This is a genomic window from Mastigocoleus testarum BC008 (genome assembly GCF_001456025.1).
GTDB classification, from domain to species: Bacteria; Cyanobacteriota; Cyanobacteriia; order Cyanobacteriales; family Nostocaceae; genus Mastigocoleus; species Mastigocoleus testarum.
The window spans coordinates 60036-86632 of sequence record NZ_LMTZ01000086.1; the positions used below are offsets into that span (position 1 = coordinate 60036).

Below are 26597 nucleotides of genomic sequence, written 5' to 3' on the forward strand. Positions count from 1 at the left end.
TATTCACGTGTACCACTACGGTATCTACGGAATGGAGCCACTAACAGTTATTAGTTAAACTGTTACTAATCTCTAGTTACCAATTCCTAGTTCTAAAATTTACTTGAATTAAAATCTACCTAAATCCAAGTTGTAATTAATACTAAAAAACCAACCATCAAAGTCAATATTATCTTGGGTTGAACTACCAAGAGAAATTCCTGTTTGTAGGCTGAGATTGCTATAGTCAGACATTTTATAGTTGAGACTAGCTAGGAATCTGTGGTAATTGTCTTCTCGTATACGTTCGGTAAAATCTGAGTAGTTGAACTGATAACCCAAACCAACTTGCAAAGGTTTTTGTAAATAATAATTCAAGAAAATCGAAAGATAATTAATAACGCGATTCCGCTTCCTGGGAATATCAGTTAAACTTACACGCAATTCATAAAAGCTATCTAACATTAATTTTTTACTTAATGGATCTCGTCTTCCCAAAGACAAGCGGAATGCATTTTCATTCAGAAATTTTTCTCCCGATCCAATATTATAGCGATCGCTATCTCTGGCATAAAATAACTGCTGGTTTCTCCAACCGATTTCTGCATACATCTTTGGATTTAGTCTCTGGAAAATTCCTAGATTAAATCGAAGCTGGTTATAGTTAAAGTCCACTTGATCCATATAGCGAAATATATTGCCATCAATAGATCCTCGCAAGTAAGTTTGACCCCCGATTCGGAAAGGAATGCTTGACAGTGTAAGTCCTGAATAAAATAGACCATCTGATTGTGGATCTACTTCTGCAGAAAAAATATTACTTGTTTGGAAATAACCGAAGCGAGCTAACAAATAACCTACAGGCTTAAATTTTGCGACAGGTTCTTCTGGTATTGGTAATTGTTCTAAGGGTCTTTCTAAGACTCTAACTACTCCTAATTCAGTATCACTATTGTCGTCGGTATTTACGCCATTCTTTACGTCTTTATCACTACTTGAACTTACGGACTGCTGTTGTTGATTTAATTTTAGTACTTTTAATAACCTTTCAATTTTTTTAGTTCTTTTAGATTTTTTTGTGCTTAAATTTTTTTCTACTTGTGCGGGGGATGGATTGCTGTCAATATTCGCTGCTTCACCTTCCACTGGTGGTGGATCTAATATTTGAGAATTTTCTGGGGTTGGATTGGGACTTTCCTCATTTTGAACTGCTGATTCTGTAGGAGTTTGTGGTGGTGATTCAGTTGTCTGGGAAAGCAAGTAAGGAAAGGAGGTTGGTGAGTAACTTACAATTATCTGATTATTTTTGTTTGGCTGAGAATCTTCACGGATAAACCGATTGACTGGGTTCTGACAAAATTGCAAAGCATTTATGCTTTCAAGTTTCCCAAACTGACTTTCACTGTCAGACTTTTTTTCTATTTCAGTATTTATACGGTCACAAATCAGGGAAAATTTAGTATTTTTTATTTTTTGCTCTAAATCAATTTCCTCAGTCACAGCATCAAGAATTGAAGCGTTTTTCAATTGAGATTTTAAATTAAATTGGTCTATGGGACCTGCTGAATGCGCTAAAAATTTTATACTTTTGGGTAGAATTTTCTTTGGATTTTTTTTCTCTTTGGGTAGTATTTTTCGAGAATAACGCTGTCGATCTAATACATAATTCTCTCGATTTACAATATCAGGCTGGTATTGATTACATGTATAAGTTTTTTGTAACCTAAACTGAGAAAGTGCTATATTTGGGTTCGTGCAGACTTGAATTTGATTGCCGATATACAGACTTGTTTCATTTGCTGAAACTGCATTTGGTTGTATAACAAAGCTTAATACTCCATTGGCAGTAATAAGAATTGGTAACCAGGAATTTTTTTCTTTCTTGGTTCGCATATTTAGTAGTTTGTACTTATTAAACAAACGTATATTTTTTAACTATACTTCTAATATAAAAATCTAATTTATCAGAAGTTTAGTTTTTTGTTGCCATTCTTGTACTCAGTTTTTCAAAAATCGAGCAAAAATAAAAGTGATAAATAATACTTTTTCTCAAATTGTGCTGATCGATATTGTGACTTGTGAAAATAACTAATAAATTTATTATGTTGATATTTTGAAAAGTTTTTAAATAGTCAGCGTAATTACTTATTAAATTTGTTATAAATGGTATCAGGGAAAAGCGATTAAAATTAGGATCCGCATCTAACTGGTTTGAATATCAGTTAAAACATTAAGGTTCCCAGATAAATATGTTTTGCAAAATATTTTCAATTTCAATTCTTGGTGTATGGGGAGTGATACTTTTACCTTTTTCTGGGGTAGCCCATGCTAAGATTCCGTTGACAAGAGCGGAAATCCACAAGCTTCGGAATATTGTAGAACTTAGGTTAAAAAAACGACCTTGGCGCAAAGCACGGATAACAGATCGCATGATACCTGGAGATAGTCTATCTACGGGTAAAGCTTCCCTAGCCGATTTACGTTTTAATGATGGCTCTCTCGCAAGGGTAGGAGAGCGGGCTATATTTCGTTTTTTACCGAAAAGAAGGCGTTTCTTTCTGTCCAATGGTACAGCTTTGTTACTTATTCCACCGGGTAGGGGAGGAGCACGTATCCGCACCCCGAATGCTGCTACTGCAATTCGTGGTTCCGCATTATTTGTACGTTACGACAAAGCAACAGATACTACTATCGTCGGAGCACTAACAGATAGTGGGATTCAAGTATCTAATAAAGATGCATCGCAAACTCACGGTTTAGCTGCGGGTCAGTTATTGGTAATAGTTAAAGATAGAATCGCAGGTTTGTATGATTTCGATCTAAGAACATTTTATGAGACTAGCGAGTTGGTAGAGGGATTGGATCTAACAAACTCTAAAGTACCAAATCCAGACCCAGCGATCGCTAGCGTTCAAGCTGAAACTACAGATGCTCTAGCTGAGCAAAAGCCTTTGATTGGTGCAAAGGTTGAAAAAAATCCATCTTTTATTAAATTAAGTACTCAAACTCCTCGTAAAACAACAGCAGGTGCAGCTGCTCGGTATCAACAGGATACAAACTTAATAGATGCGTCCGAGGTTGGCTCAGCAGTTAGAAAAAATAATAATCCAAATACCCGAAGAAATAACACTATTAAAAAACCTGTAAATCAACCCGTAACAAAACCTGTACCTGCAACATCTATTGCACCTGTCACTTCAAAACCTGTAATAAAACCCGTACCTACAACATCACCGCCATCAAGACCGACTGTAATAATTAAGACCCCACCTATTAATCAACCAACACAACCAGGACAACCTATAACTCCTACAAGTCCGTCAAATCCACCAAATCCTACTACTCCATCAGTTCCACCAACTCAAGAACCTGTAGAACAACCCCAACCTACTACTCCATCAGTTCCACCAACTCAAGAACCTGTAGAACAACCCCAACCTACTACTCCATCAGTTCCACCAACTCAAGAACCTGTAGAACAACCCCAACCTACTACTCCATCAGTTCCACCAACTCAAGAACCTGTAGAACAACCCCAACCTACTACTCCTACAGTTCCACCAACTCAAGAACCTGTGGAACAACCCCAACCTACTACTCCACCAGTTCCACCAACTCAAGAACCTGTGGAACAACCCCAACCTATTACTCCTACAGTTCCACCGACTCAAGAACCTGCACAACAACACCAACCTACTACTCCCACAGTTCCACCAACGCAGGTTAATTATTAACGTAAAACTTCTTCAATATCTGATAAGTATAGAGAAATTTTGAAATTAATTGAAGAGGGTTAGGAACATTGAAAGTAAAAACTTTAACTGTCGGACCAATTTTAGGGTCTGTGACTGGTAACAATGCTCGTATATTTGGTCGTGGTAAGTACGAACAATATACTCAAGACTTATTCAAATGGTGGAATTCTCTTTTTGATAGAAAACTTCACTATTTTGGCATAGCAAGAATTCGCGTAGGTGGAGAATTAAATTTTCAAAGACCAAGGATTTTTAGAATAAATCCTAACTTTGATATGACTGGGGTAGTAATTTTCAATAATCTCCTACCCGAAAAAGATTATGAATATCAGATTGGGTGGGTTAAATGCTACCGAAAAAATTTGGAAAATCTTGAAGCTGAAAGATTTGATTGGTCTAATATTCCAACATATAAATTCAAAACAGCGGCAAACAACCCTGAGCAAAATCGTTCATTTATTCTTGGTTCCTGTCGCTATTTACTACGAATATTAGGAAGCTCTTTATTTGATGACCGGGGTGACAAAACTTTTAGATCTATTTTACGGCAAATAGATTCAGGGGTCGCAACTGATGGGTTAATTATGGTTGGTGACCAAATATACGCTGATGATCTTAACTTTATTGCTGCAGACCAAAGAATTCATCAGTTTTTTAAACGTTATCAAGAAGTTTTTTCCCAACCATATATCCGTAAATTGATGGCGCAAGTCCCAACATATATGACTTTAGATGACCATGAGATTGAAGACAATTGGCCATCGAAAGCCTCAGAAAAAGATTTGGTGACTCTTTTCCCTGTGGCGATTCATGCATATATGACTTATCAACTGAGTCATAGCCCATTATTTGAGCTATCAGAAGATAAAAGTAAAATTACTGGTACACCAACAAAATTTTGGTATACCTTTAGCGATGGTTGTTGTGATTTCTTTATTACTGATACTCGAACTGAACGTTATTTAAGTAATGAGGAAAGTGAAAGAAAAATCATCAGTATTCACCAGATGGAGGCAATTAAAACTTGGTTAACTAATGATTCGGGAAGAATAAAATTTATTGCATCATCAGTCCCATTTTTCCCTGATTCTAAAACAAAAAACTCTGATAAGTGGGGTGGTTTTTTATCCCAGCGTACTGAATTAATTGATTTTATTTTTAGGAATAAAATTAAACCAGTTGTTTTTCTATCTGGTGATGTTCACTGTTCAATGTCAGCAGAGTTAATATGTCCAGAGCAAACTGATTTTAAAATTATTTCTATAGTATCTTCTGCTTTTTTTTGGCCCTATGCCCATACTCAAGCTAGTAGTTTTCAGCTAGATGGAAAATTGAAAACTTATTCTTCCCATTCTTATAAATTAGTTAATGTTAGTCCTGTTTATTCCAATGATAATTTTACTAGGGTTAGTGTTGAAAAATCATCCTTCGATGAAAGTAATTTAAAAGTGGAGGTATTTTCTCGCAAAGGGAGGCTAGTATACACAAAAAAATGCGGCTTATAATTATTAAATATGTGAAGTAAAATATAAAAAATCAATAATTTAGTTTACTGATATTTGTTCATTAATAGCTTCTAGTTTCTCTTCATTTTGAAGTATTTTCTCTTTCAAATCTTCATTCTCTATTTTCCTTACTCGGCTCTGAAATTTTTGTATTTCACGATTTAACTCTTTTAACTCTTGGGTCACTGATGGCTTTGTAGACTTGAGAAGTCTATTATATTTTTGCTGTAATTGTTTATAAGCTTTATCTATTTCCTCCAATTCTTCAACTTTATTTTTTAAGTCCTGATTGATTCTTTGGACGCTATTAATATTTTTGCTAAGATTTATTTTTGAGTTTGCAACTTCAACCGAAACGCTAGTTGCAAAAATTGATGATACTGTCAAACCTGTTGTAAGCGACAATAATGAGATACTCAAAGAATACCAAAACACTTTAGGAATACTTGAAATATCCATATTTTTCTGCTCTAACCTCATCCAATTAAGTATTACACGGTAAATTATAAAACTTACTAAATAATCTGCTAAATAATCTTCGGCACAATTTACCTTAGTAAATCTTATATTTTACAACAGCATGACTGAGATGATTTCCGGGTGAACAGCATAATAATTGAATAAAAAATACTTTTGTATATGAATAAACAAATCAAAAAACAAGGTAAGTCCCTCCCATCTGGTTTCATGATCAAACTTGGTAAGTTTGTTTGGACAACCATGTGGAAATTTATGATGTCTAATCTTGCTCCTCGTAGTAAAACCGGAGCATATGTTCGTCCTGAAAGTCAGTTTAGAAATTTGATTGATACCACTGATATTGCAACTCCTAATATTGCTACCGTTGATGTTAATAGCCCCAAAAGTACCTATCAATCAGCAAAAGGACGTTATCGTCTGTATGTTGGTTTAGGATGTCCTTGGGCTCATAGAACTTTAGTTGTAAGAGCGCTAAAAGGTTTAGAAGATTCAATAGAAGTATCAATAGTATTCCCTTCCCCCGACCGAGGAATTTGGATTTTCTCCCAAGAGGAAGAAGGTTTGCGCACGCTCCCAGAACTATATAATCTTGGGTCGCCAGGTTACCAAGGACGTTGTACTGTCCCAGTCCTATGGGATAAGCAAACTCAAACAATAGTCAACAATGAAAGTGCAGAGATTATTGTTATCCTAAATTCTCAGTTTAATGATTTTGCGACTAACCCCACATTAGATCTTTATCCAGAAAAATTGCGTTCGCAAATAGATGAGTGGAACGAAAAAATCTACCATACAGTAAATAATGGGGTATATCGTTGTGGATTTGCCCAAACTCAATCAGCCTATGACCAAGCTTGTGACGAGTTATTTACAACTTTGAATGAGATTGATGCAGTTTTAGCAACAAATCGATATTTGTGTGGAGAAGAATTAACTATCGCAGATGTGCGCTTATTTACTACTTTGTTTCGTTTTGATATTGTGTACTACGGCTTATTCAAGTGTAACCGTCGTCGCATTCGGGATTATCAAAACTTGGGCTCTTATTTACGCGACCTGTATCAACTTCCCAAAGTATCAGAAACCTGCGATCTAAATAGTATTAAGCAGGATTATTACGGAAACTTGTTCCCCCTTAATCCTGGAGGAATAATTCCTTCCGGTCCAGATATTAGGAATCTTTGGGAACCACACAATCGGCAAAATATTGGTAAAAAAGTGGTAAATTAAGTACAAAAATCTTCACATTAGATTTCCATATCCTTCCTTAAGATACTGACCTGATAATCAGAGATTTTCTATTTTTATAGTTGTTGACAAAAAGTGCAAAGTAGATATGCCATTCGATTACGACCTATTTGTGATTGGTGTTGGTTCTGGTGGTGCAGCAGCAGCAAAAGCTGCAGCTCAATACGGTATTCGTGTTGGGGTCGCCGAAAAGGAAGCCCTTGGTGGAACCTGTTTGAACCGCGGTTGTGTACCCAAAAAATTTATTGTTTACGCTGCTGATTTTGCCTTAAAAAATCGAATGGCTCATGACTATGGTTGGAGCGAGAGTAAAAGGCATTTTAGCTGGTTGCGTTTTATTAATTCTGTACGCCAACAGATTAAAAGTATTCACGAATCTTATCAAGAAACATTAGAAAAGGCTGGGATTGAATTATTCCGGAGTCACGCAAAATTCGTTGACGAGCATACAGTTGAAGTCGACGGACGCAACATTACAGCCGATAAATTTCTAATTGCGGTGGGCGCGCAGCCAATGAAACCTGATATCCGAGGTATCGAATATGGCATTACTTCCCGCCAAATTTTTAAGCTACCCCATTTACCAAAACGTCTCGCAATTATTGGTGGTGGCTACATAGGAGTCGAGTTTGCCAGCATGATGAATGCTTTTGGTTGTGAGGTAACTGTAATTGATACCAGTAAAATAATTTTATCTGGATTCGATTGCGATGTTCGTCGCCACGTTCAAGATGGTTTGAGCAATAGAGGAATTCGTTTTATTGGTAACAGTACGGCAAAGGCAATTAAGTTTTGTGAAGATAACTTGCTATTAACAATCGCTGGTGATTCCCAAAAAATCATGACTGCAGATAGCGTCTTAGTTGCAACTGGTCGCGCTCCCAATACCAGCAATTTAGGCTTGGAAAATGCAGGAGTTAAATTAGGAGAAAAACAAGAAATCCTAGTTGATGAATATAGTCGTACCACCCAGGAAAACATTTATGCTGTCGGGGATTGTACTGATCGCTTACAATTAACACCTGTAGCTAAAGCGGAAGCAACAGCTTTTGTGAAAACGGTTTTTGGCGATCAACCACAAACTGTAAATTACGAACATGTCCCTTCTGCCGTTTTTACCCGTCCGGAAGCAGCAAGTATAGGAATGAGTGAGGAAAAAGCTAAAGAAAAGTTTGGTGATTCCATCAAATGTTACCAAACTAAGTTTCAGCCCTTGATATCTCAGTTAACAATCAAAGATGAACAAGCTTTAATGAAACTAGTTGTAGAAGGAGAATCAGAGCGGATTTTAGGCGCTCATATGGTGGGAGAACACGCTGCTGATATTATTCAAAGTTTGGGTGTTGCAATTCGTAAAGGTATTACTAAGCAAGATTTAGATGATACCATTGCCATTCACCCTACTACCGCAGAGGAATTTCTCACGTTAAGTTAAATTTGGGGTAGGACTGACAAGTTAAAGCACATGAATCTAATTTAAGTATTTCTTCTTTAATCTTGTATAAGTCCTCTAAGATTTAATAATTACGAGAAAGACATCATTTAAGATATATGTCATACGACTACGACCTATTTGTGATTGGTGCTGGTTCCGGTGGTTTAGCAGCTTCCAAACGTGCTGCAAGTTATGGAGCAAAAGTAGCGATCGCCGAAAATGATTTAGTAGGTGGAACCTGTGTAATTCGCGGTTGTGTTCCAAAAAAATTAATGGTTTATGGCTCTCATTTTCCTTCTTTGTTTGAGAGTGCTGCTGGTTACGGTTGGAAGGTCGGTGATATAGAATTTGACTGGGAAAAATTTATTACTTCTATAGATAACGAAGTTAAACGACTTTCACGATTACATATTAGTTTTTTGGAAAAAGCGGGTGTCGAACTAATTACAGGTCGTGCTAGCTTGATTGATCCCCATACAGTAGAAGTAGATGGGCGTAAATTTACTACTGATAAAATTTTGATTGCAGTTGGTGGACGTCCTATTAAACCAGATTTACCTGGTATGGAACACAGTATCACTTCCAGAGAAATCTTTCATCTCCAAGAAAAACCAAAGCATATTGCTATTATTGGTGCGGGTTACATTGGTACTGAGTTTGCTTGTATTATGCGTGGTTTGGGTTGTGAAGTTACCCAAATTATTCGTAAAGATAAGATACTTAAAGGTTTTGATGTAGATATCCGCAATAATATTCAAGAAGGAATGATTGGCCATGGTATCCGCATCATCACAAACACCGTGGTTAATTCGGTAGAGAAAGTATCAGCAGGTTTGAAGCTAAATTTATCTGGAGATACAGAAGAAAACATCGCTGCTGATGTGTTTTTAGTTGCAACTGGTCGTGCTCCCAATGTCAGTGGATTGGGTCTAGAAAATGTAGGCGTTAAAATGGTCGACAGTTCTGTTGCAGGACCAGGATATAGCACCATAGATGCTATTAAAGTCAATGAATATAGTCAAACAACACAAGCAAATATTTATGCTGTCGGTGATGTTACTGAAAGAATTAACCTAACTCCAGTAGCAATTGGTGAAGGTAGAGCATTTGCTGACAGTGAATTCGGTAATAACCGTAGGATATTCAGCCACGAAAAAGTAGCCACAGCAGTATTCTCCACACCGGAAGCAGCAACGGTGGGTATGACAGAAGTACAAGCTAAGGAAAAATTTGGAGAAGATGGCGTCAAAATTTATCGCAGTCGCTTTCGTCCGATGTTCTACACTTTACCAGATCAACAAGAAAGAACAATGATGAAGCTGATAGTCAATGCAGAAAACGATGAGGTTTTAGGCGCTCATATGGTAGGTGACTATGCTGCTGAAATTGTTCAAGGTGTAGCGATCGCCGTCAAAATGGGAGCAACCAAAAAAGATTTTGATGCTACGGTTGGTATTCACCCCTCATCAGCAGAAGAATTTGTCACAATGCGATGATTTAAGGAATTTTCACAATAGGTTTCACAAATAATATATCTTTTATTAGGGGGCACTGCGGTGCGCCCCTGCAGGTAAAAATTATGACTAATATAACTTGCAATAACTCTTGGGGAATTTACCTGTTCCCCGTTCTCCGTTCCCTGTTCCCCGTTCCCTAAATAAAACAATTGCAATACATTTACCTTCATGGCTTTGCATCTAGTCCAAACTCTAACAAAGCTCGTTACATAGAACAACGTTTTGCAGAGAATAAAATTAATTTGATAATTCCCGATCTAAATAACAATGATTTTTCCCATTTAACAATTACGCGACAAGTAAAGCAAGTTACTGCATACTTCGATAATGCAGAGTTACCTGTAACTTTAATTGGTTCGAGTTTAGGGGGTTTAACAGCAGCTCATTTGGGAGAAAAACATCCAGTGGTGCAACGCTTGGTATTACTTGCTCCAGCTTTTGGATTTTTATCTCACTGGTTACCAAAGCTTGGGGAAGAAAAGATACAGCGCTGGGAAAAAGAAAAATATTTAATGGTTTATCACTATAGAGAAGAACGGGAAGTACCTTTGAGTTATGATTTTCTCACAGATGCGAATCAATATTCCGAAGACGGATTACAACGTTCCATTCCAACTTTAATTTTGCATGGGAAAAATGATGAGGTTATCCCCATTGAAGCCAGTCGTGATTTTGCTGGTCAACGTCCTTGGGTTAAATTAGTTGAGCTTGATAGCGACCATAGTTTAGGTAATGTGTTTCCTCAAATATGGCGCGAAATTCACAGTTTTTGTCAATTTGAAGTTTAAGATTTAAAATTCAAGGGTATTCTTTTATTCAGAGGTTTAACTAAAAATATCAAGATTAAAAACTCCTTAGAATATAAAATCAGATAGCACTTTAAATAATCGACCAGTTATCAATAAAACTCAAAAATAGAAAATAATAACAATTTAAGCAAACAAGATATAGCTGCCGACTCCCGAATTCTGTTATAAATTTGTGTATCTACAGCTTTATTATTCTCATGCTTCCGTTCATCCGTTCCGATTTAGCTAAGTTCAGCGCTTATAAACCTCATCCCGGTAGCAATACAGCAGAACCTGTTGCTACTCAATTTGATCGTTTGGATACCAATGAAAGTCCCTATGACTTACCAATCGAATTGAAAAAAAAATTAGCTGCTAACTACGAACGGATAATTGAAACTAACCGCTATCCTGACGGTGGACATCAAAATCTGAAGCGTGCGATCGCAGGATATGTCAACGAATCAGTTTCACTCCCTCCAAATACTTTTAGTGAGAATAATATTTCTGTCGGTAACGGTTCCGATGAATTAATCCGCTCCATATTAATTGCAACTTGTTTGGGAGAAGGTTCAATATTAGTTGCAAATCCCACATTTTCCATGTATGGTATTACGGCTCAAACCCTTGGTATACCAGTAATACAGGTAGGTAGAAATCAAGAAAACTTCGAAATTGATTTACAAGCAGCACAAACAGCTATAGAACAAAATCAAAATCCACCAGTTAGGGTTGTTTTTGTTGTCCATCCTAATTCTCCCACAGCAAACCCTTTGACTGAAACGGAAATAAACTGGTTAAGAAAAATACCAGAAAATATTTTAGTCGTAATTGATGAAGCTTACTTTGAATTCTGTCAGCACAGCTTAGTTAGTGAATTGCAAAATCACTCTAATTGGATAGTATTACGCACATTTTCCAAAGCTTTTCGGTTAGCATCAATGCGAGTTGGATATTGTGTAGCTAATCCAAATTTAATTGCGATTCTGGAAAAAGTCCGTTTACCTTATAATCTTCCCAGTTTTTCAATTGCAGCGGCTTTAATAGCAATGGAAAACCGTCATACTTTATTAGAAACAATCCCCCAAACAATTTCAGAACGGATAAATTTTATTGAAACTTTTTCTAAAAACCCAGAATTGAAAATTTGGCAAAGTTCAGCTAATTTCGTTTTTCTAAAACTTCAGCAAGATCTACTTAATCCCGAACAAAAAGGTTTTGTAACTCTCACTCAAAGACTAAAAGATAACGGTACTCTTGTCAGACAAATTAGCGGTGGACTAAGAATTACTATAGGAACTCCAGAAGAAAATATCCGTACAATAGAAAGATTAAAAACTGTTTTAAATAGTCTTTATCCTCAAGTTACTGCTTAATAAGTAGAGTTAAAACTTGGATTAAATAATAAAAATTAATAATTGGATCCACCTTTTTTTTGGGAAACCAAACCTCTAACTTTTGTCACAGTTTGTGGTAATACCCCCACTAACATTGCAAAAGCTTCTGATGGTAATTGAGATACAACATTAACTGGAAAATATTCTTCAAATTGATCGAGAATCTTCTGTACTCTTTGCTGTGGAACAGCATTTTCTGTAATTTGTTTAATCAATCTCACCCATTGACGCCTAATCAAATAAGCCTTTTGGCGTTCCTCGTGGGACTCAGGAGTTAATAAAGAAAGATTTCCTATTGGTAGCAATCCATAACAATCTAAATCGTAACTACCACCGACAACAGCACCAGGACCTGCAAATTCTGCGTGGTAACGCTTGAATAAAATTAACCCATTTCTCCTGCGACTATTTACCATCAGTACTTTACCACTGCGCAGAGTGGTAAGCAGGTCAGAACATTCTTCTCGCTCTCTTTCATCGGGAATAACAATACACTCAAACAATCTAGTGTTAGGGTAATAAGTAGATACCATAGAATTTTGATAGCGTAGGCGCTTTTCGCTATCCATTTGTGTTTGTCAAGAATGTTGATCGTTTTTATACTAGTCTAGCTTTTTAAAAGCTAAATTCAGCTTCTAATTTATTTTTTCATTACCAACAACTTTTTCAGTTATTGAAAACTAGAAGTAGCAAAAACAGTCGTTATCATTGATTGATTAATCATATTTTATGATACATGACTTTGTTTGTCTGCTAGCAGTCCATAGCTTTACTTAAATTTTCGATAAAGATGGATATTCTACTGACAAAGTTAGTATAAGGATTATCAAATTTGTTTTAACTTTTATAACTTAATATCCAACGGTGACAAATAAATAATGTCTATCTTTAAGATAATTGACATTCTCAGAACTATTATTATATGTATCAACAAAAGTTCATTAAATATTTTTTAATTAAATTTTTTCGCATTAAATTTTTCTATTAAAAATAAGCAGAGATTTTTATCAAAAATATAGTTATCTCAGAATTATTTATTTTTTTGTACACAATAGATGAAATTTTTAGTGATTCTAAATTCAGTACAGTGTAGAACTAGTAGCTCGAAAGAATCATTACATAGAGATATCATAGAAATAAAAAAATTTTCCTAAAATTATAAAAGTAAGTATGACAACACTTTTATACTTTAATTTTATTGATTCATTGATTTAAAAAATTACTTATTTAGATATAACATCCTTCTTAAAAGATTTTTGTTAACTAAGTGCGATAAGAATAAAGTAAAAAAATGGGAATATTATTAAGATACAATAAGAATAAATAGGAATTACTTAATTTTAATAAAAAAATCATTAGCAATATAGTGTTTTCCTAACATTTTATGATTGATTTATTGTCTTATTCACTATATGACTCAAAAATAATAAAAGATACTACAAAAAAATATCGCAGTAAATCAAAACTTTATTTTTGAGGTAAATACAAAAAATGAATTCAATTTATCGGATTTTTGAATAAAAAACTAAATAAGATTAAACAAGCAACTAAGATTTGGTATCTTTATTCAAGTGTTTATGTAAGAAAATTTGCTGAGAGCCTCGGAAGATAAAACTATTCCAACTAAATTCTACTTTCTGTACGCGATATCCTTGTTTCAAATAAAGTTGCCGTGCTTGATGATTATTTTCTAAAACATGAAGATATATGTCTTGAAAACCCCAAGTAAGAGCAACTCGCTCGCAACTTAGTAACAAGCTAGAAGCCACACCTCTTCGACGATATTTTGGATTAACAGCCAAATTTGAAAGATAGGGAAAGCTACGACCACTTTGCGTCCAAGAATCACTAAAGCGCACTCCCAATTCCACACTTCCAACTAGATTATTTGATTCATTGCCATTTATATCAACAGCCACTAAACAAATGTGATGAGGTGCTGATGAAGTAAGACGATGTCGTAAATCTTCATAAATACCCAAACGTAATAGAGGAAAAAGTAAACCCCAAACACCACTTTGAGAGTGGAAGCTTTCAGCAATAATTTGGGCTACAACACTCAGATCGGCTGGGTTTGCTGGACGGATTTGCAATGGGGATGAAATTTTATTCGTGACAGATGTAAATATATCTTGGTTAGATTGATTATAAAACCAGGGTCTTAAAGGAAACTTAGAATTAACTTTTTTCAAAGATTTATTTCTAAAAAATATAAAGTTCTATTGTGTCTGTGGAAAGTATTTTCCCAACATCGACCGCCTCAACACAATACGAGCAAGGCTTTAATTATAGTTCTTAATTATGTCAGGTACAGTAAATTTAAGTAAGATGGACAAGTTTGGATAAATTTAAATAGAAAATCATAATTCTGAGTACATTACTTATCTACTGTGGGCGATTGATTGACCTAATGAGGTTATTAGACAATCAATATGCAGACTAGCCACTGATGGGGTTTTCGGGTAGTGAAAATATAACTACACCAAAACCATCAAGCCAATTTTAGTGGATTGTTGCTCATATTTGAAGATAACTCAGGATGATTAATACAGTTGTTTATGCGTTTGCACAATACAATTAGTGATTGCTTTAAGGAGCATATAGTAAAATACAAATTTTAATCAAAAATCAATTATCATTTTATTTCTACCTTAAGTGAGTATTGGTAAACTATTTGCATTGATTTTTGGGAGTATCGGGAAAACTTTCATAAAAAAAATCAATTAAACTAAGCTAGAAAATAATAAAACTTTAACTAGTAGCTGTATAAATAATATTTGAGGTTCGCTCTTAGAGGTCGCCGGTATTAGTAAAACAGAATATTTATAATATTATGCTCAAATACTATGCTTATCATCGGCATATTAAAAATATACGATGCCATCGTGCCCCAGTTTTTGTAGTCACGCAATACTAAAGTACCGTTCGAGACTAGGAATACTTACCACGATCGCAAGGAGAATCTATTTATCGTATGCCCATAAGTATAAAACCTGCCCATGATTAATTTTATTGCTCTGATATTGCCCAATTGCCAAGTAAGCCTCAATATAAATATTTATTGGAATTTATTGGAATATGTTAGGGATGAGATAAAGGCGGGAAAACTTAGATATACGACTGCAGTTAATTTTTCCTCATCCGTTAAAACTGTAGATGGAACGAAATTTTTCTTACTGGAGGTGAAGCAAAATTTGGCAAGCAAGCATCGATTCTGTAAAACTAATACTTATAATTCCAGAACATAGGGTGTACCAAAGCAGATGGCAATCCGCACTAGCGATCGCCAGCAAGTAGCTGTGAAGAAAATTATTATTTTATTTTATTTAGCAGTCATGTAGGCTTTGAGTCTTACTGGTCGAATGATCTGCTTCCGCCCAATTAAGAGGTATGTATAGCTGATGAGATTATTGTTTATCCGACTGCCATTGCAGCAGGAAAGCGGTGCATGAGTTCCCAAGTAAACAAAAAGTCGAAAATTTTGGTCGTTGATGACGAACCTGATAACCTAGATCTGCTTTACCGCACGTTCTATCGCGAATATAAGGTGTTGAGAGCAGATTCTGGTCCAGATGCTCTTGATTTGTTGGCAAAAGAAGAAGACGTTGCGGTGATTATTTCCGATCAACGGATGCCAATGATGAGCGGTACTGAGTTTTTGAGCTTAACAGCAACTCAATATCCCGATATAATGCGGATCATTTTGACCGGTTATACAGATGTAGAAGATCTAGTAGAAGCAATCAATTCTGGTAAGGTATTTAAATATGTTACTAAACCATGGGAAGCTGAAGAATTAAAGGCGGTGGTACGCCAGGCTCTTGATACCCATAACGTTCTTAAAGCTCGTACCCGTGAAATCTCTCGTAGCCTGCGTCAACAATATTTACTCAACACCGTAACTGGAACTATTCGCAGCACCTTAGATTATCGACAAATTTTGCAAACAATTGTTGATAGTGTAGGAGATATGCTAGAAGCAGATGTTTGTTTGTTGCGACCATTCTTGAATGGAGAGTTAGCAGATGAAAAATTCATTTATCAAAATCCCTCTCTTGCAGTCAAACAGAATAGCAATGAACTGCAATCGCTAGAAACAAGCAGTAATGAAATAGGTTCATCATCTTCGTTGACAGATTCTTGTTTGGCAGAAACTGTATGGGAAACTAGAGAAGTATTGGCAATCCCAGATGTTACGGCAGATTCTGTAATACAGGCAGAGACTGCGCAGTCACAAGAGCGCATGCGTGCATTTAACGTTTCTGGAATCCGCTCTAGTTTGATAGTGCCACTCATTTGCCGTCAAGAATTGATGGCAATGTTGGCATTACATCAATGTCAAAAATCTCGGATTTGGGAAGAAGATGAAGTTGACTTAGTAAATATGGTCGCAGATCAGGCAGCTTTAGCCTTATCACAAGCCTATGCTTACGAACGCGCCCACGCTCTTGCCAAAAGAGAAGCGTTAACCAACACCATTACAAGCGCTATTCGATCCAGTTTGGACCCCGAAGATATTTTTGCCGCTATTACCGAGCAATTAGGGCAAGCATTACAAGTAAATGCTTGTGTGCTTTCTCTGTGGACTGATTCGGATGAGTTTACGGAATGTGTAGGTTATTATCAAAGCTTGGACCCGATTCCTAACTCTTCTGTCAACCCTATCGATCAAACAAACGAACGGCGTAATTCTAATTCCAAGGAATTACTGCAGTTACAAATACCCATTGAAGGTCATCCGATATTACAGGAAATGTTGAGAACGCAACAACCAGTAATAATTAGGGATACCAAAGCATGGATACACCAATTACAGGTATTTGAGTTACGTGAGGGAATAGCAGCAAAATCCCTAGTGGTTGTACCGTTGTTGGCAGATGGTGAAAGTATTGGCAGTATTACGCTACATGAGTACAATCAAACCCGTAAGTGGTTACCTTCAGAAATTGAGTTAGCAAAAACGGTCGCTGCACAGGCTGCAATTGCAGTACAGCAGTCACGTCTTTATCAAAAAACTCGGGAACAGGCTGAACGTCTGTTGGAATTAGATAAACAAAAAACTGAATTTTTTCAAAATATCTCCCATGAGTTTCGTACTCCGATTACTTTAATTCAAGGACCTTTAGAGTCAGCGGTAACTTCACAACAAGGTTTATCAACATCTCAAAGCAAAATTGCTTTACGAAATTCGCGGCGTCTGCTCAGGCTTGTCAATCAATTATTAGATTTACAACGCTTGGATGCAGGTAGGATGCAACCAAAATTTCATCCTTGCGATTTAGTAGAATTTGTTCATCAAATTGTTGAATCATTTCGTCCATACTGTGAGAGAAAGGGACTGAAATTAGTTACAGAATTTGAGGCATGCCCCAATATATACTTAGATATAGAAAAATTTGATAAGGTCGTTTACAATCTCCTTTCCAATGCGATGAAGTTTACTCCCGAAGGTGGAACTATCGCTATTAGAGTTAGACATAACCCTAACAATTGCATTCTGCAAGTGCAAGATACTGGAATAGGGATCAAGCAAGAACAAATTGCTCATTTATTTGAGCGCTTCCGTCAAGCAGAGGGTTCAGAAAATCGTTCCTATGAAGGAACTGGTTTAGGCTTGGCGTTGGTTAAAGAATTAGTGGAGGTGCATGGAGGTCGAGTTACTGTTCAGTCAGAATATCGGGTCGGAACCATATTTACAGTTTCATTGCTTCCTGGTAATCAGCACTTAAATCCCGAACAAGTACAACAGACTTTAGCAGAAATAAATCCTAGCCGTGCAAATGTTGAATTAGCAGATTTAGATTTATTGGAATCTCAAGAGCAAGAAAGAGAAAATCAGTTAAGAATAGAAGATGAAAGTAATTCTTCACTTTTACCAACATCGCCACTAATTTTGGTTGTTGATGACAATCCAGATTTGCGAGCTTATGTTTCTGAAATACTACGTGACAATGGCTATAGGGTAAAAACTGCACGTAATGGCTCCGAAGGTTTTGAGCAAGCAAAAGCAATTACACCCAACTTAATTGTTACCGATTTAATGATGCCGATTGTTACCGGGTTGGAAATGATCCAAATGATTCGCAGCGAGGAGAATTTGAAGGGTATTCCAATTGTTTTACTGACTGCAAAAGCTGATGAAGATAGTCGGGTAGAAGGTGCAGAAAGGGGAGCAGACGCTTATTTAGCAAAACCCTTTAACGATCGCGAATTATTAGCAGAGGTACGAAATCTTTTAGCTTTAAAAGAAAACGAACAGCGAGTAGTGGAGCTAAATACTTATTTGACCCAATCGGTACTGAACCGTTTTCTACCCCCCATACTGGTTAACAGAGCTGCAACAGGCGATTTAGTTTTAGATCTGCGACCAGAACCCCGCCTCATTACAGTTTTATTTAGCGATATAGTAGGTTTTACACAGCTAGCAAACACCCTTAGATCGCGAAGAGTTGCAGAATTGCTCAATCAATATTTAGAAGCAATGACCAAAGCTGTGTTCGATAACGGTGGTACGGTGGACAAATTTATGGGAGATGCCATATTAGCTTTGTTTGGTGCACCAGAAGAACTCACACCAAACGAACAAGTTCGTCGTGCTATTAACACGGGTCGAGCAATGATGCGATCGCTTGCAGAATTAAACCAACAATGGTCAGAGCAAGGTTTATTTGAAACAGATGGACGTAATGGTTTGCAATTCCGTTGTGGTATTCATCAAGGGACTGCTGTTGTGGGAATGTTTGGTAGTTCAGAACGTGCAGATTATACTGCGATTGGTCCGAGCGTAAATATTGCTGCAAGGTTACAACAAGCAGCAAAACCTGGTACGATACTCGTCTCTGCTGCTGTCGCTGACTATTTAAAGGACGAAGAGATAACAAAAGGTAGCTCTTTAGGTCTAAAAGGTGTTGATGAGACGGTTTTAACTTTTATTATCAACCCTGAAGTTGTGGCAAATCGCTAATATAAGATAAGCAAATTAATTATTATAAATAAGTAATAGCACTGACGGTAGACGGAAGTGTAGTTTTTTATGACACAGTCTATTAGCGATAAAATCTCGACTTTGACTAAAAATCAACAAAAGTATGCAGATCCACCAGGTTTGTGGATAATCTTATTTTTTAGCTCTGTTGTTTTGCATTTACTTGCTTTCTGGCTGCTAGCTCAATATAAGTTTAGTTCTGATGCGGCGGGAAGTTCTTCCTCTGTAGTTCCAGTTGAACTAATAAGAATTTCTTCGGAGAAAAAATCTCCTGTGAAACTAAATTTAAAGCCAAAGCCTAAACTTAAATCTGAATCACAAACAAAAATAAATTCAAAGCCATCTTCACAAGTAAGCAGATCTCAGAAATTAAATTCAGCACCTCCATCACAGAAAACAAAAACTGATTTAGAAAATCAAGACTCCAGCGGAGTTGGTGTTATTAGACAGCAAGAACTCGCTAAGCAAAAACTTCAACAGCAAATAGCTGAGCAGAAACTTGAAGAAAAACTTCTGCAACAAAAGCTTGCTCAACAAAAACTTCAGGAACAAATTGCTGAACAAAAACGCCAGGAAGAGCTTATACAACAAAAAATCGAGCAAGAAAAGCTTGCTCAACAGAAGCTTCAGGAAAAAATCGCCGAACAAAAACGCCAGGAAGAGCTTCTAAAACAAAAACTTGCGCAACAAGAGCGTCAACAGCAAATAGCTGAACAAAAACCAAAAAATGAATTTTCAGACCCTCAAACAGATACTTCCGAGCAAGACAGCAAGAATCAAATCTCCAGTGACAAAACTACCGAAAACAGTAGTTCGGAAACTGAAGACCTACCCGACCCAAAAAAAGCCAATAACCCTTCCGGAAACGATCTTAATAACGATTTAAAGGGAAGTACAGGAGAGCAGGAAGACTTAAAAAATCCATTTCCAAATACCGGGTCAGATATTACAACGGATGGGGGAAAACCTCTACCTGAATCTAATATTGGAGGATTTGTCGCAACTTGGGAAATTGATCGCACTGCTTTGAAAAAAGATATACAAGATAAAGCCGCCGATATAACAACTAGGAGAAAAGAATTTGACCTTAAAGGTATAAATTCTCTGTCGTTATCGACTGAAAATATTCTCGAGCCAACTGAATTTGAAGCAGTGATATTTATTAATCAAGATGGTAGTTTCAACAGTTTGTTAGCAAAACCACCTGAATACCAAGAATATGCAGAAAAAATTTTTCAAGATCGAGAATATGTCCCAGCTGAAAGCGGTGGTAGATCTCCCGAGTTAAGTCAAATTTTGGTAAAAGTAAAAATCATGCCTCGTCAACCTTGATTTTTACATATCGGCATGTTATTCTGTATAAGTCAAAAACGCGGGCGTAGTTTAGTGGTAAAACCATAGCCTTCCAAGCTATTGATGCGGGTTCGATTCCCGCCGCCCGCTTTTATTAGTCTGTAAGCTTTACTGTCGTAGAATGATGCTTGTACGTCTGTAATACAGATTAAAACTAGAATTAAATTAATGTCTTAGAAATATTATCGTTGATAAATAATAATTAAAACATCTTATCAATTAGAATAATTTGCTTACAAAAGTAAAAACTAGGGATAAATGATTCCCTAGACAGTTTTTTTTAACTGATTTTTCGGACTTTTTTTAACCAAATCTACCGCTGATATATTCTTGAGTCGCTTGTTGCTTGGGATTTTGGAAAATAGACTCTGTGTGATCGTATTCAACAAGATATCCAGTACGACCGCCTTCAGATGTATTAACGTTAAAGAAAGCTGTCATATCAGATACCCGGGAAGCCTGTTGCATGTTATGAGTCACAATTACAACAGTATATTGTTTCTTGAGTTGATGGATTAATTCTTCTACCTGTAGAGTGGATATTGGGTCTAACGCCGAGCAAGGCTCATCCATTAAAATTACATCGGGTTGAGTTGCAACAGCACGAGCAATACACAAACGTTGCTGCTGTCCTCCAGAAATAGATAAACCACTTTGGCGTAGCTTATCTTTGACTTCATCCCATAAAGCAGCTTGTCTTAAGGAACGTTCTACTAACTCATCCATGTCCCCCTTGTAACCATTAATTTTGGCTCCAAAAGCAATATTATCGTAAATAGATTTAGGGAAAGGGTTGGGTTTTTGGAATACCATTCCAATTCGACGTCTTACCTCTACAGGATCGATTTCAGGCGCATACAAATTTTCACCGTAATAATATATTTTGCCTTCTGCTCTAAATATTTCAATCAAATCGTTAAGGCGGTTGTAGCATCTGAGTAAAGTACTCTTACCACATCCAGAAGGTCCAATAAAAGCTGTAACTTGATTTTTGGGGATATCTAACCAAATATCCTTTAAAGCCAAGAACTTACCATAATAAACATTGACTCCCTCTGTTCGTAAAACAGTATCGAGACTAGTGTCAGCGCTATCGGCTTTGTGAAGGTCGGTAGTCATAGATAATATGCCATTATTCAAATGTAAATGAGAGTCCTTAAGTAGTGAGAATCTTGCAATTAAAAATTTTGCAACTTAGAATATCAAATCGGTTTACTTAATACTTTTTCTGTGCTGTTGCTAAACGAGCAATGATACTGGTTAGCAAAACTAATAACACTAAAATCAGAGAAGCAGCCCAAGCAAGTGACTGTTGGTTGGGATAGGGAGAAGTTGCGAATTTATAAACCAATACAGCTAAAGAGGCGATCGGTTGGTCGAAACCACTAAATGCAAATTGATTAAACTGAGCTGTAAAAATTACTGGTGCAGTTTCTCCTGCTGCACGAGCAACAGCTAAAGTCGTACCAGTGACAATAGCTGGTAAAGCAGATGGTAGTACTATCTGTGCAACCGTTTGAAATTTAGTACATCCCAAACCTACGGCTGCTTGTCGCAAATCGTTAGAGACTAACTGTAGTGCTTCGTCTGTGGTTCGGACGATAATTGGTAACATCAAAATTGACAACGCAACACCACCAGCAATGGGTGAAAAATTAACTATCCTCGTGGCGATCAAAATACCATATGCAAAAACACCAGCTATAATTGATGGTACGCCACTTAAAACATTTGCCGCAAAGCGCACCCAGCGAGCTATTTTCCCAGAACTAAATTCTGTAAGATAAATTGCTGCTAAAACTCCAAAAGGGACGCTAATTGCACTACCAATTCCCACTAATAAGAGTGTTCCAACAATAGCATTGCGAAAACCTCCGCCAGTTTGCTCGAGAGGAGTAGGTGGTAGTTCTGTAAAAACACCCCAGTTTAAACTGCCAAATCCTTTAATGAGTACATAGGAAAGTACCATTAACAATGGCAACAATGCTAATAAGCCGCATGTAAATGCGACAACGTTCATGAATGAATTGAACAAGGTTCGGGGAGAACTTGAAGAACGTTTCAAACTACCTTTGGCGAGTCCTTCAGGCTGTTCGGAAAAGCTAGAAGTCATAATTGAACATACCTCTGATGTTACAGTTTCTTCACCCGTAGGACTACTAATTCAGCTAAAACATTGACTATTAAAGTTAGGAAAAACAAAATCAAAGCTGCATACATTAAAGCTGCAATTTGAATACCATCAGCTTCTGCAAATTGATTTGCTAACAAAGAAGAAATTGTGTTAGCCGGAGCAAACAAAGAAGCTTCGATTTTATTGGAATTACCAATAATCATTGTTACAGCCATTGTTTCGCCCATTGCTCTACCTAGTGCCAACATTACAGCGCTGACAATACCAGAAAAAGCTGCGGGTACCAAAACTTTTAAAATTGTTTCCCAACGGGTTGCACCTAAACCAACTGCTGCTTCCCGTAAATTACGAGGTACGGAGATTAAAGCATCTCGAGAAATTGCAGTGATAATTGGCAAAGTCATAATTGCCAGAATTATCCCTGCTGGTAACATACCGGGACCTTCTAAGGTTCCTGAACTGGGAGTACCAAAAATCGGCAACCAGCCAAAGTACTGATTGATGGTTCCTGCAAGATCTCCTAGGAAAGGAATTAATACAAAAATTCCCCAAATACCGTATACAACACTAGGAATTGCCGCTAGTAATTCTACTAAAAAGACTAATACTGTTCTAATTGAGACCGGAAGCAAATTTTCACTCAATAGAATTGCAGTCCCAACGCCAATGGGTACAGCAATTAGGAGACCAATAAAAGAACTGACCAAAGTACCGTAAATTACAGGTAGTGCTCCATAGCTTTCTCTGACAGGATTCCAAGAACTTTGACTAATAAAATTAGCCCCGAACTCTTGAATTGCAGGTAAAGCTTGAACTGCAACCTGAACTGCAATTGTTAACAATACAGCTGCTACAGCCAGTGCAAAAACCCGTGTTAACGAAACAAAACCTTTATCAAGTGACTTATCCAACTTCGAACGGTGAGGAAGTGCCGAACGAACATCTTGGGGATTTGTAGTCATGGAAATATTTACCAATCAAAAATATTAACCCATATTGAATTATGGTTAAATACAGAGAAATGTGGGAGCGAACCACATAAACGTATTTAGTCAGCAGTTAATTGTGAATTATATTTGTTAATAAATGTTATCAATGATCGCGATTCACAATTCATCGTTTCGTTGTAATTAGACTTAACGCAAAGCGTAGGATGCCCATGCCACTTACTTACAGACTACTTACTTGCTTGAGAAGCGCCTACAGCAATTTTATAGTCAGGACTGATTGCATCAGCTGCTGCTGCAACTTTCTGAACGACATTTTCTGGTAAGGGAACGTAGCCCAATTCTTTGCTCACCTTCTGACCTTCAGTTAAGCCATATTCAATCATTGCTTCCATGGCTTTAGCCTTAGCTGGATTGTCATATTTCTTATAAGCCAAGATCCAACTGTAAGTCACAATAGGATAAGATTCTTTCCCTTCTGGATCTTCAATGAAAGCACGGAGATTTTCTGGCAAAGTTACAGCAGATAAAGTTTGAGATGCAGATTCATCTGTTGGTGTAACAAATTCTCCATCTTTGTTTTGCAAAGCGGCAAAAGTTACATTATTATTTTTCGCGTATCCATACTCGATGTAACCAATTGAACCCTCAGTCTGTTTGATCTGAGCAGTTACACCTTCGTTGCCTTTCCCACCAACTCCAACAGGCCATTCTACAGTTTTACCTGCACCCACTTTCTCTTTCCACTCTGGGCTTATAGCACTTAGATGCTTGGTAAATACTCCTGTAGTACCACTACCATCAGCACGGTGAATCACCGTAATATTTCTGTCTGGTAGATTTACTCCTGCATTATCTTTAGCAATTTTAGGATCGTTCCACTTATTGATTTTACCTAGAAGAATTTCAGTGTAAACTTCTCTGGATAATTTGAGTTCATTTACTCCAGGTAAGTTATAAGCAAGTACCACACTACCAGCAGTCATTGGTAGTAAAAGTACGCCTCTGCCTTGAGAAACCTTAGCAATTTCTTCATCCTTCATTGCGACGTCACTCGCACCAAAGTCAACGGTTTCTGCGGTAAATTGTCTTACACCAGCACCACTACCAACGGATTGGTATGTTACTTGTAAATCAGGATTTTTTTCGTTTAAACCTTTAAACCAGGTTTGATATAAAGGTGCTGGAAAAGATGCGCCAGCTCCATTAAGATTAACTTTTCCACCTAAATCTAATTTGTCGCCACTGGCTGTAGTATTAGTCGCATCACCGGTTGTTCCTTCGGCGTTTTCACCACCTTCGGGTTGTTGCCCACCACAGGCTGCTAAAGAAACTGTTAGTGCTAATACAGAAAGAGTCTTGAGAATTCTAGAAGTATTATTTACAGGGTTAGAAAAAAGCATGGAGGTGTTGTTACTAATTTTGCTGCTGAGCGATTATAATATACCGCGTCAGAGTAAAGGTAAGGTTAACAAAGTATAGATTTTCAACCACTAATAAAGTAGCAAAATTAAAGTTTAATTATCTTTGCTTAGTAGTTTTTTAGATACGTTAAATCATCAAAATTTATGTGTAAATAATACTGAGTAAAATTTAGTCTTAAATATATTTACTGATATACAAATAACTGTTAATTAGGTAGATATTTATAATTACCGAATATACTACTAGAAAAGGAACAAAATAAATGTCATTATTTTATTTTTTTTGATGAAGTTTTATTTCGTAATGCGGAGTTATAACCACGAATCTACGCTTAAGCCCTTGCGAATCAAAAATGATATCAAACATACTTATTTGAAAATTACTGGCTATAAGGCTGACAATATGACTCTTCAATACGAGCATTTCGCAGCCAATAGAAGCAAAATCAAGTATGCTTTTGCCAATCAGTTAACAGCGTAGGTATTACTAATTCAACAATCATTAAGATTTAAAAATCATTGGAGTAAGCAGTAGCATAAAAGTACTCAATCCAATAAATGACTAAAGTTAATGGCTATACTTGTCTCAAAACTTTTGTGGCACAGAGTACCAATAAATTAAAGAGTTAAGTCTTCCTATCGTTAATGTTGCTTGTTGCAGGGTAACAAACTAATTTTAGGGTCGCGATATGGAACTGAAATCTAATTTTGTGCTCTGTGAAGCTTATTAAATGTACTGAAGAACTAGCGAATAAAGCTCAATGAGGCTATGCTTAATATTGTTTGCGCTCGAAAAATAAGTTGTTGGCTATTGATAAAATAGTATTTTGTATTTGATATAAAGCCATCGAGGTAGAATTAATTGTCAATAGAAAAGTAAATATATCTCTTTTTTCTTGTTATCTATTTATTTTATCTTGTAGCGAATCTTTCACAATTGTAATTTTCTGAGTAAAAGTTTTATCATTATTTTTACCCAGATTTAAAATCTAAAACTCTGATTAATCTATATTAACGAATGTTGGCTGCATCCAATCAATTACTATGGTCTATGATTGGCTTACTGCTAACTATGGGTGGAACTTTTTTAGAAGCATATTTTACCACCCTGCCTTTTGGTTGGAGTAAGCAAGGAATTCAGACTTTTTCTTTAGGTGTTACTTATCAGATCGGCGCAGTTTTGCTCGTCGGTTGCTTGGGTGGAAAGAATGCTGGAGCACTTTCCCAAATTGCTTATTTAGTGATGGGCTTAACTTTATTACCTGTTTTTGCTGAAGGTGGGGGTATTGGCTATGTTAAGCTAGCACACTTTGGTTATTTGCTTGGTTTTATTCCCGGAGCTTGGTTATGTGGCTTAATCGCTTTCAAAGCCAGACCAAAATTGGAAACTTTAGCATTTAGTTGTCTAATTGGCTTGTTTACCGTACACATCTGCGGTATTAGTTATTTGTTTATTAGCTATTTTTTTCAGTTTAAAGGTACAGAGGCTTTGAGTTTAACACAAGCAATCCTAAGATATTCCTGGTTCGCACTTCCGGGACAATTAGTAGTAGTATGCGCTGTGACAGTACTTGCATACGTTCTGCGACACCTAATGTTTTATTAAGAATATTATTAATTAATTGTTTTCTTCCATTACTCGATCATGGT

General features: G+C 36.6%; 18 protein-coding genes and 1 tRNA gene. 11 read left to right on the plus strand and 8 right to left on the minus strand.

Annotated elements, in window-relative coordinates; all coding sequences use genetic code 11:
- Positions 1–108 precede the first annotated feature (108 nt).
- Positions 109–1872 carry a hypothetical protein gene (locus BC008_RS15165; protein WP_058183156.1) on the minus strand — a complete coding sequence of 588 codons (1764 nt, stop codon included), beginning with the start codon at positions 1870–1872 and terminating at the stop codon, positions 109–111.
- A 356-nt stretch (positions 1873–2228) separates the two neighbouring features.
- On the opposite strand from BC008_RS15165, the gene BC008_RS15175 reads away from it, so the two are divergent.
- Complete coding sequence (locus BC008_RS15175; RefSeq protein WP_063800773.1) at positions 2229–3713, plus strand: FecR family protein; 1485 nt, start codon at positions 2229–2231, stop codon at positions 3711–3713.
- A gap of 68 nt (positions 3714–3781) precedes the next feature.
- Positions 3782–5239 carry an alkaline phosphatase D family protein gene (locus BC008_RS15180; protein ID WP_027842572.1) on the plus strand — a complete coding sequence of 486 codons (1458 nt, stop codon included), beginning with the start codon at positions 3782–3784 and terminating at the stop codon, positions 5237–5239.
- Between the two features lie 39 nt (positions 5240–5278).
- Here BC008_RS15180 and BC008_RS15185 read toward each other — a convergent pair whose 3' ends face one another.
- A complete protein-coding gene (locus tag BC008_RS15185; RefSeq protein WP_027842571.1) occupies positions 5279–5698 on the minus strand; it encodes a hypothetical protein in 420 nt (139 codons plus the stop codon).
- A gap of 180 nt (positions 5699–5878) precedes the next feature.
- Between BC008_RS15185 and BC008_RS15190 the strand changes: the two genes are divergently transcribed.
- From BC008_RS15190 to BC008_RS15210, 5 genes are all read left to right on the plus strand, one after another.
- Positions 5879–6949 carry a glutathione S-transferase family protein gene (locus tag BC008_RS15190; protein ID WP_027842570.1) on the plus strand — a complete coding sequence of 357 codons (1071 nt, stop codon included), beginning with the start codon at positions 5879–5881 and terminating at the stop codon, positions 6947–6949.
- 106 nt (positions 6950–7055) lie between these two features.
- Positions 7056–8402: a glutathione-disulfide reductase gene (gorA, locus tag BC008_RS15195; protein ID WP_027842569.1), complete on the plus strand. Its 1347-nt coding sequence runs from the start codon at positions 7056–7058 to the stop codon at positions 8400–8402.
- A 116-nt stretch (positions 8403–8518) separates the two neighbouring features.
- Positions 8519–9898, plus strand: coding sequence for a glutathione-disulfide reductase (gene gor / locus BC008_RS15200; protein WP_027842568.1), 1380 nt, complete (start codon positions 8519–8521; stop codon positions 9896–9898).
- 170 nt (positions 9899–10068) lie between these two features.
- Complete coding sequence (locus BC008_RS15205; protein ID WP_027842567.1) at positions 10069–10707, plus strand: YqiA/YcfP family alpha/beta fold hydrolase; 639 nt, start codon at positions 10069–10071, stop codon at positions 10705–10707.
- 218 nt (positions 10708–10925) lie between these two features.
- The gene (locus BC008_RS15210; RefSeq protein WP_027842566.1) at positions 10926–12083 is read left to right on the plus strand and encodes a histidinol-phosphate transaminase; all 1158 of its coding nucleotides are present in this window, start codon (positions 10926–10928) and stop codon (positions 12081–12083) included.
- A gap of 35 nt (positions 12084–12118) precedes the next feature.
- On the opposite strand, the gene BC008_RS15215 is transcribed toward BC008_RS15210, so the two are convergent.
- Both BC008_RS15215 and BC008_RS15220 read right to left on the minus strand, forming a co-directional pair.
- A complete protein-coding gene (locus BC008_RS15215) occupies positions 12119–12673 on the minus strand; it encodes a hypothetical protein (protein ID WP_027842565.1) in 555 nt (184 codons plus the stop codon).
- Between the two features lie 978 nt (positions 12674–13651).
- Positions 13652–14296, minus strand: coding sequence for a GNAT family N-acetyltransferase (locus BC008_RS15220; RefSeq protein ID WP_058183149.1), 645 nt, complete (start codon positions 14294–14296; stop codon positions 13652–13654).
- A 1256-nt stretch (positions 14297–15552) separates the two neighbouring features.
- Here BC008_RS15220 and BC008_RS15225 point away from each other — a divergent pair.
- The 3 genes from BC008_RS15225 to BC008_RS15235 all read left to right on the plus strand — a co-directional run bounded on the left by BC008_RS15225 (position 15553) and on the right by BC008_RS15235 (position 20532).
- On the plus strand, positions 15553–19068 hold the full coding sequence (locus tag BC008_RS15225) for a response regulator (RefSeq protein WP_027842564.1): 3516 nt from the start codon (positions 15553–15555) through the stop codon (positions 19066–19068).
- A 69-nt stretch (positions 19069–19137) separates the two neighbouring features.
- Positions 19138–20421 (plus strand): hypothetical protein, encoded by a 1284-nt coding sequence (locus BC008_RS15230; RefSeq protein ID WP_027842563.1) that lies wholly within the window; start codon positions 19138–19140, stop codon positions 20419–20421.
- 40 nt (positions 20422–20461) lie between these two features.
- A tRNA-Gly gene (locus BC008_RS15235) sits at positions 20462–20532 on the plus strand.
- 213 nt (positions 20533–20745) lie between these two features.
- On the opposite strand, the gene pstB is transcribed toward BC008_RS15235, so the two are convergent.
- The 4 genes from pstB to pstS all read right to left on the minus strand — a co-directional run bounded on the left by pstB (position 20746) and on the right by pstS (position 24926).
- Entirely contained in the window at positions 20746–21561 is an 816-nt protein-coding gene (gene pstB, locus BC008_RS15240; RefSeq protein ID WP_027842562.1) for a phosphate ABC transporter ATP-binding protein PstB, read from the minus strand.
- A 97-nt stretch (positions 21562–21658) separates the two neighbouring features.
- The gene (gene pstA, locus BC008_RS15245) at positions 21659–22555 is read right to left on the minus strand and encodes a phosphate ABC transporter permease PstA (protein WP_027842561.1); all 897 of its coding nucleotides are present in this window, start codon (positions 22553–22555) and stop codon (positions 21659–21661) included.
- A 20-nt stretch (positions 22556–22575) separates the two neighbouring features.
- On the minus strand, positions 22576–23538 hold the full coding sequence (gene pstC, locus BC008_RS15250) for a phosphate ABC transporter permease subunit PstC (protein ID WP_027842560.1): 963 nt from the start codon (positions 23536–23538) through the stop codon (positions 22576–22578).
- Positions 23539–23753: 215 nt separating this feature from the next.
- The gene (pstS, locus tag BC008_RS15255) at positions 23754–24926 is read right to left on the minus strand and encodes a phosphate ABC transporter substrate-binding protein PstS (protein ID WP_027842559.1); all 1173 of its coding nucleotides are present in this window, start codon (positions 24924–24926) and stop codon (positions 23754–23756) included.
- Between the two features lie 1039 nt (positions 24927–25965).
- Here pstS and BC008_RS15260 point away from each other — a divergent pair.
- Positions 25966–26553, plus strand: a complete 588-nt coding sequence (locus BC008_RS15260) for a biotin transporter BioY (RefSeq protein WP_027842558.1) — start codon at positions 25966–25968, stop codon at positions 26551–26553.
- Positions 26554–26597 lie beyond the last annotated feature (44 nt).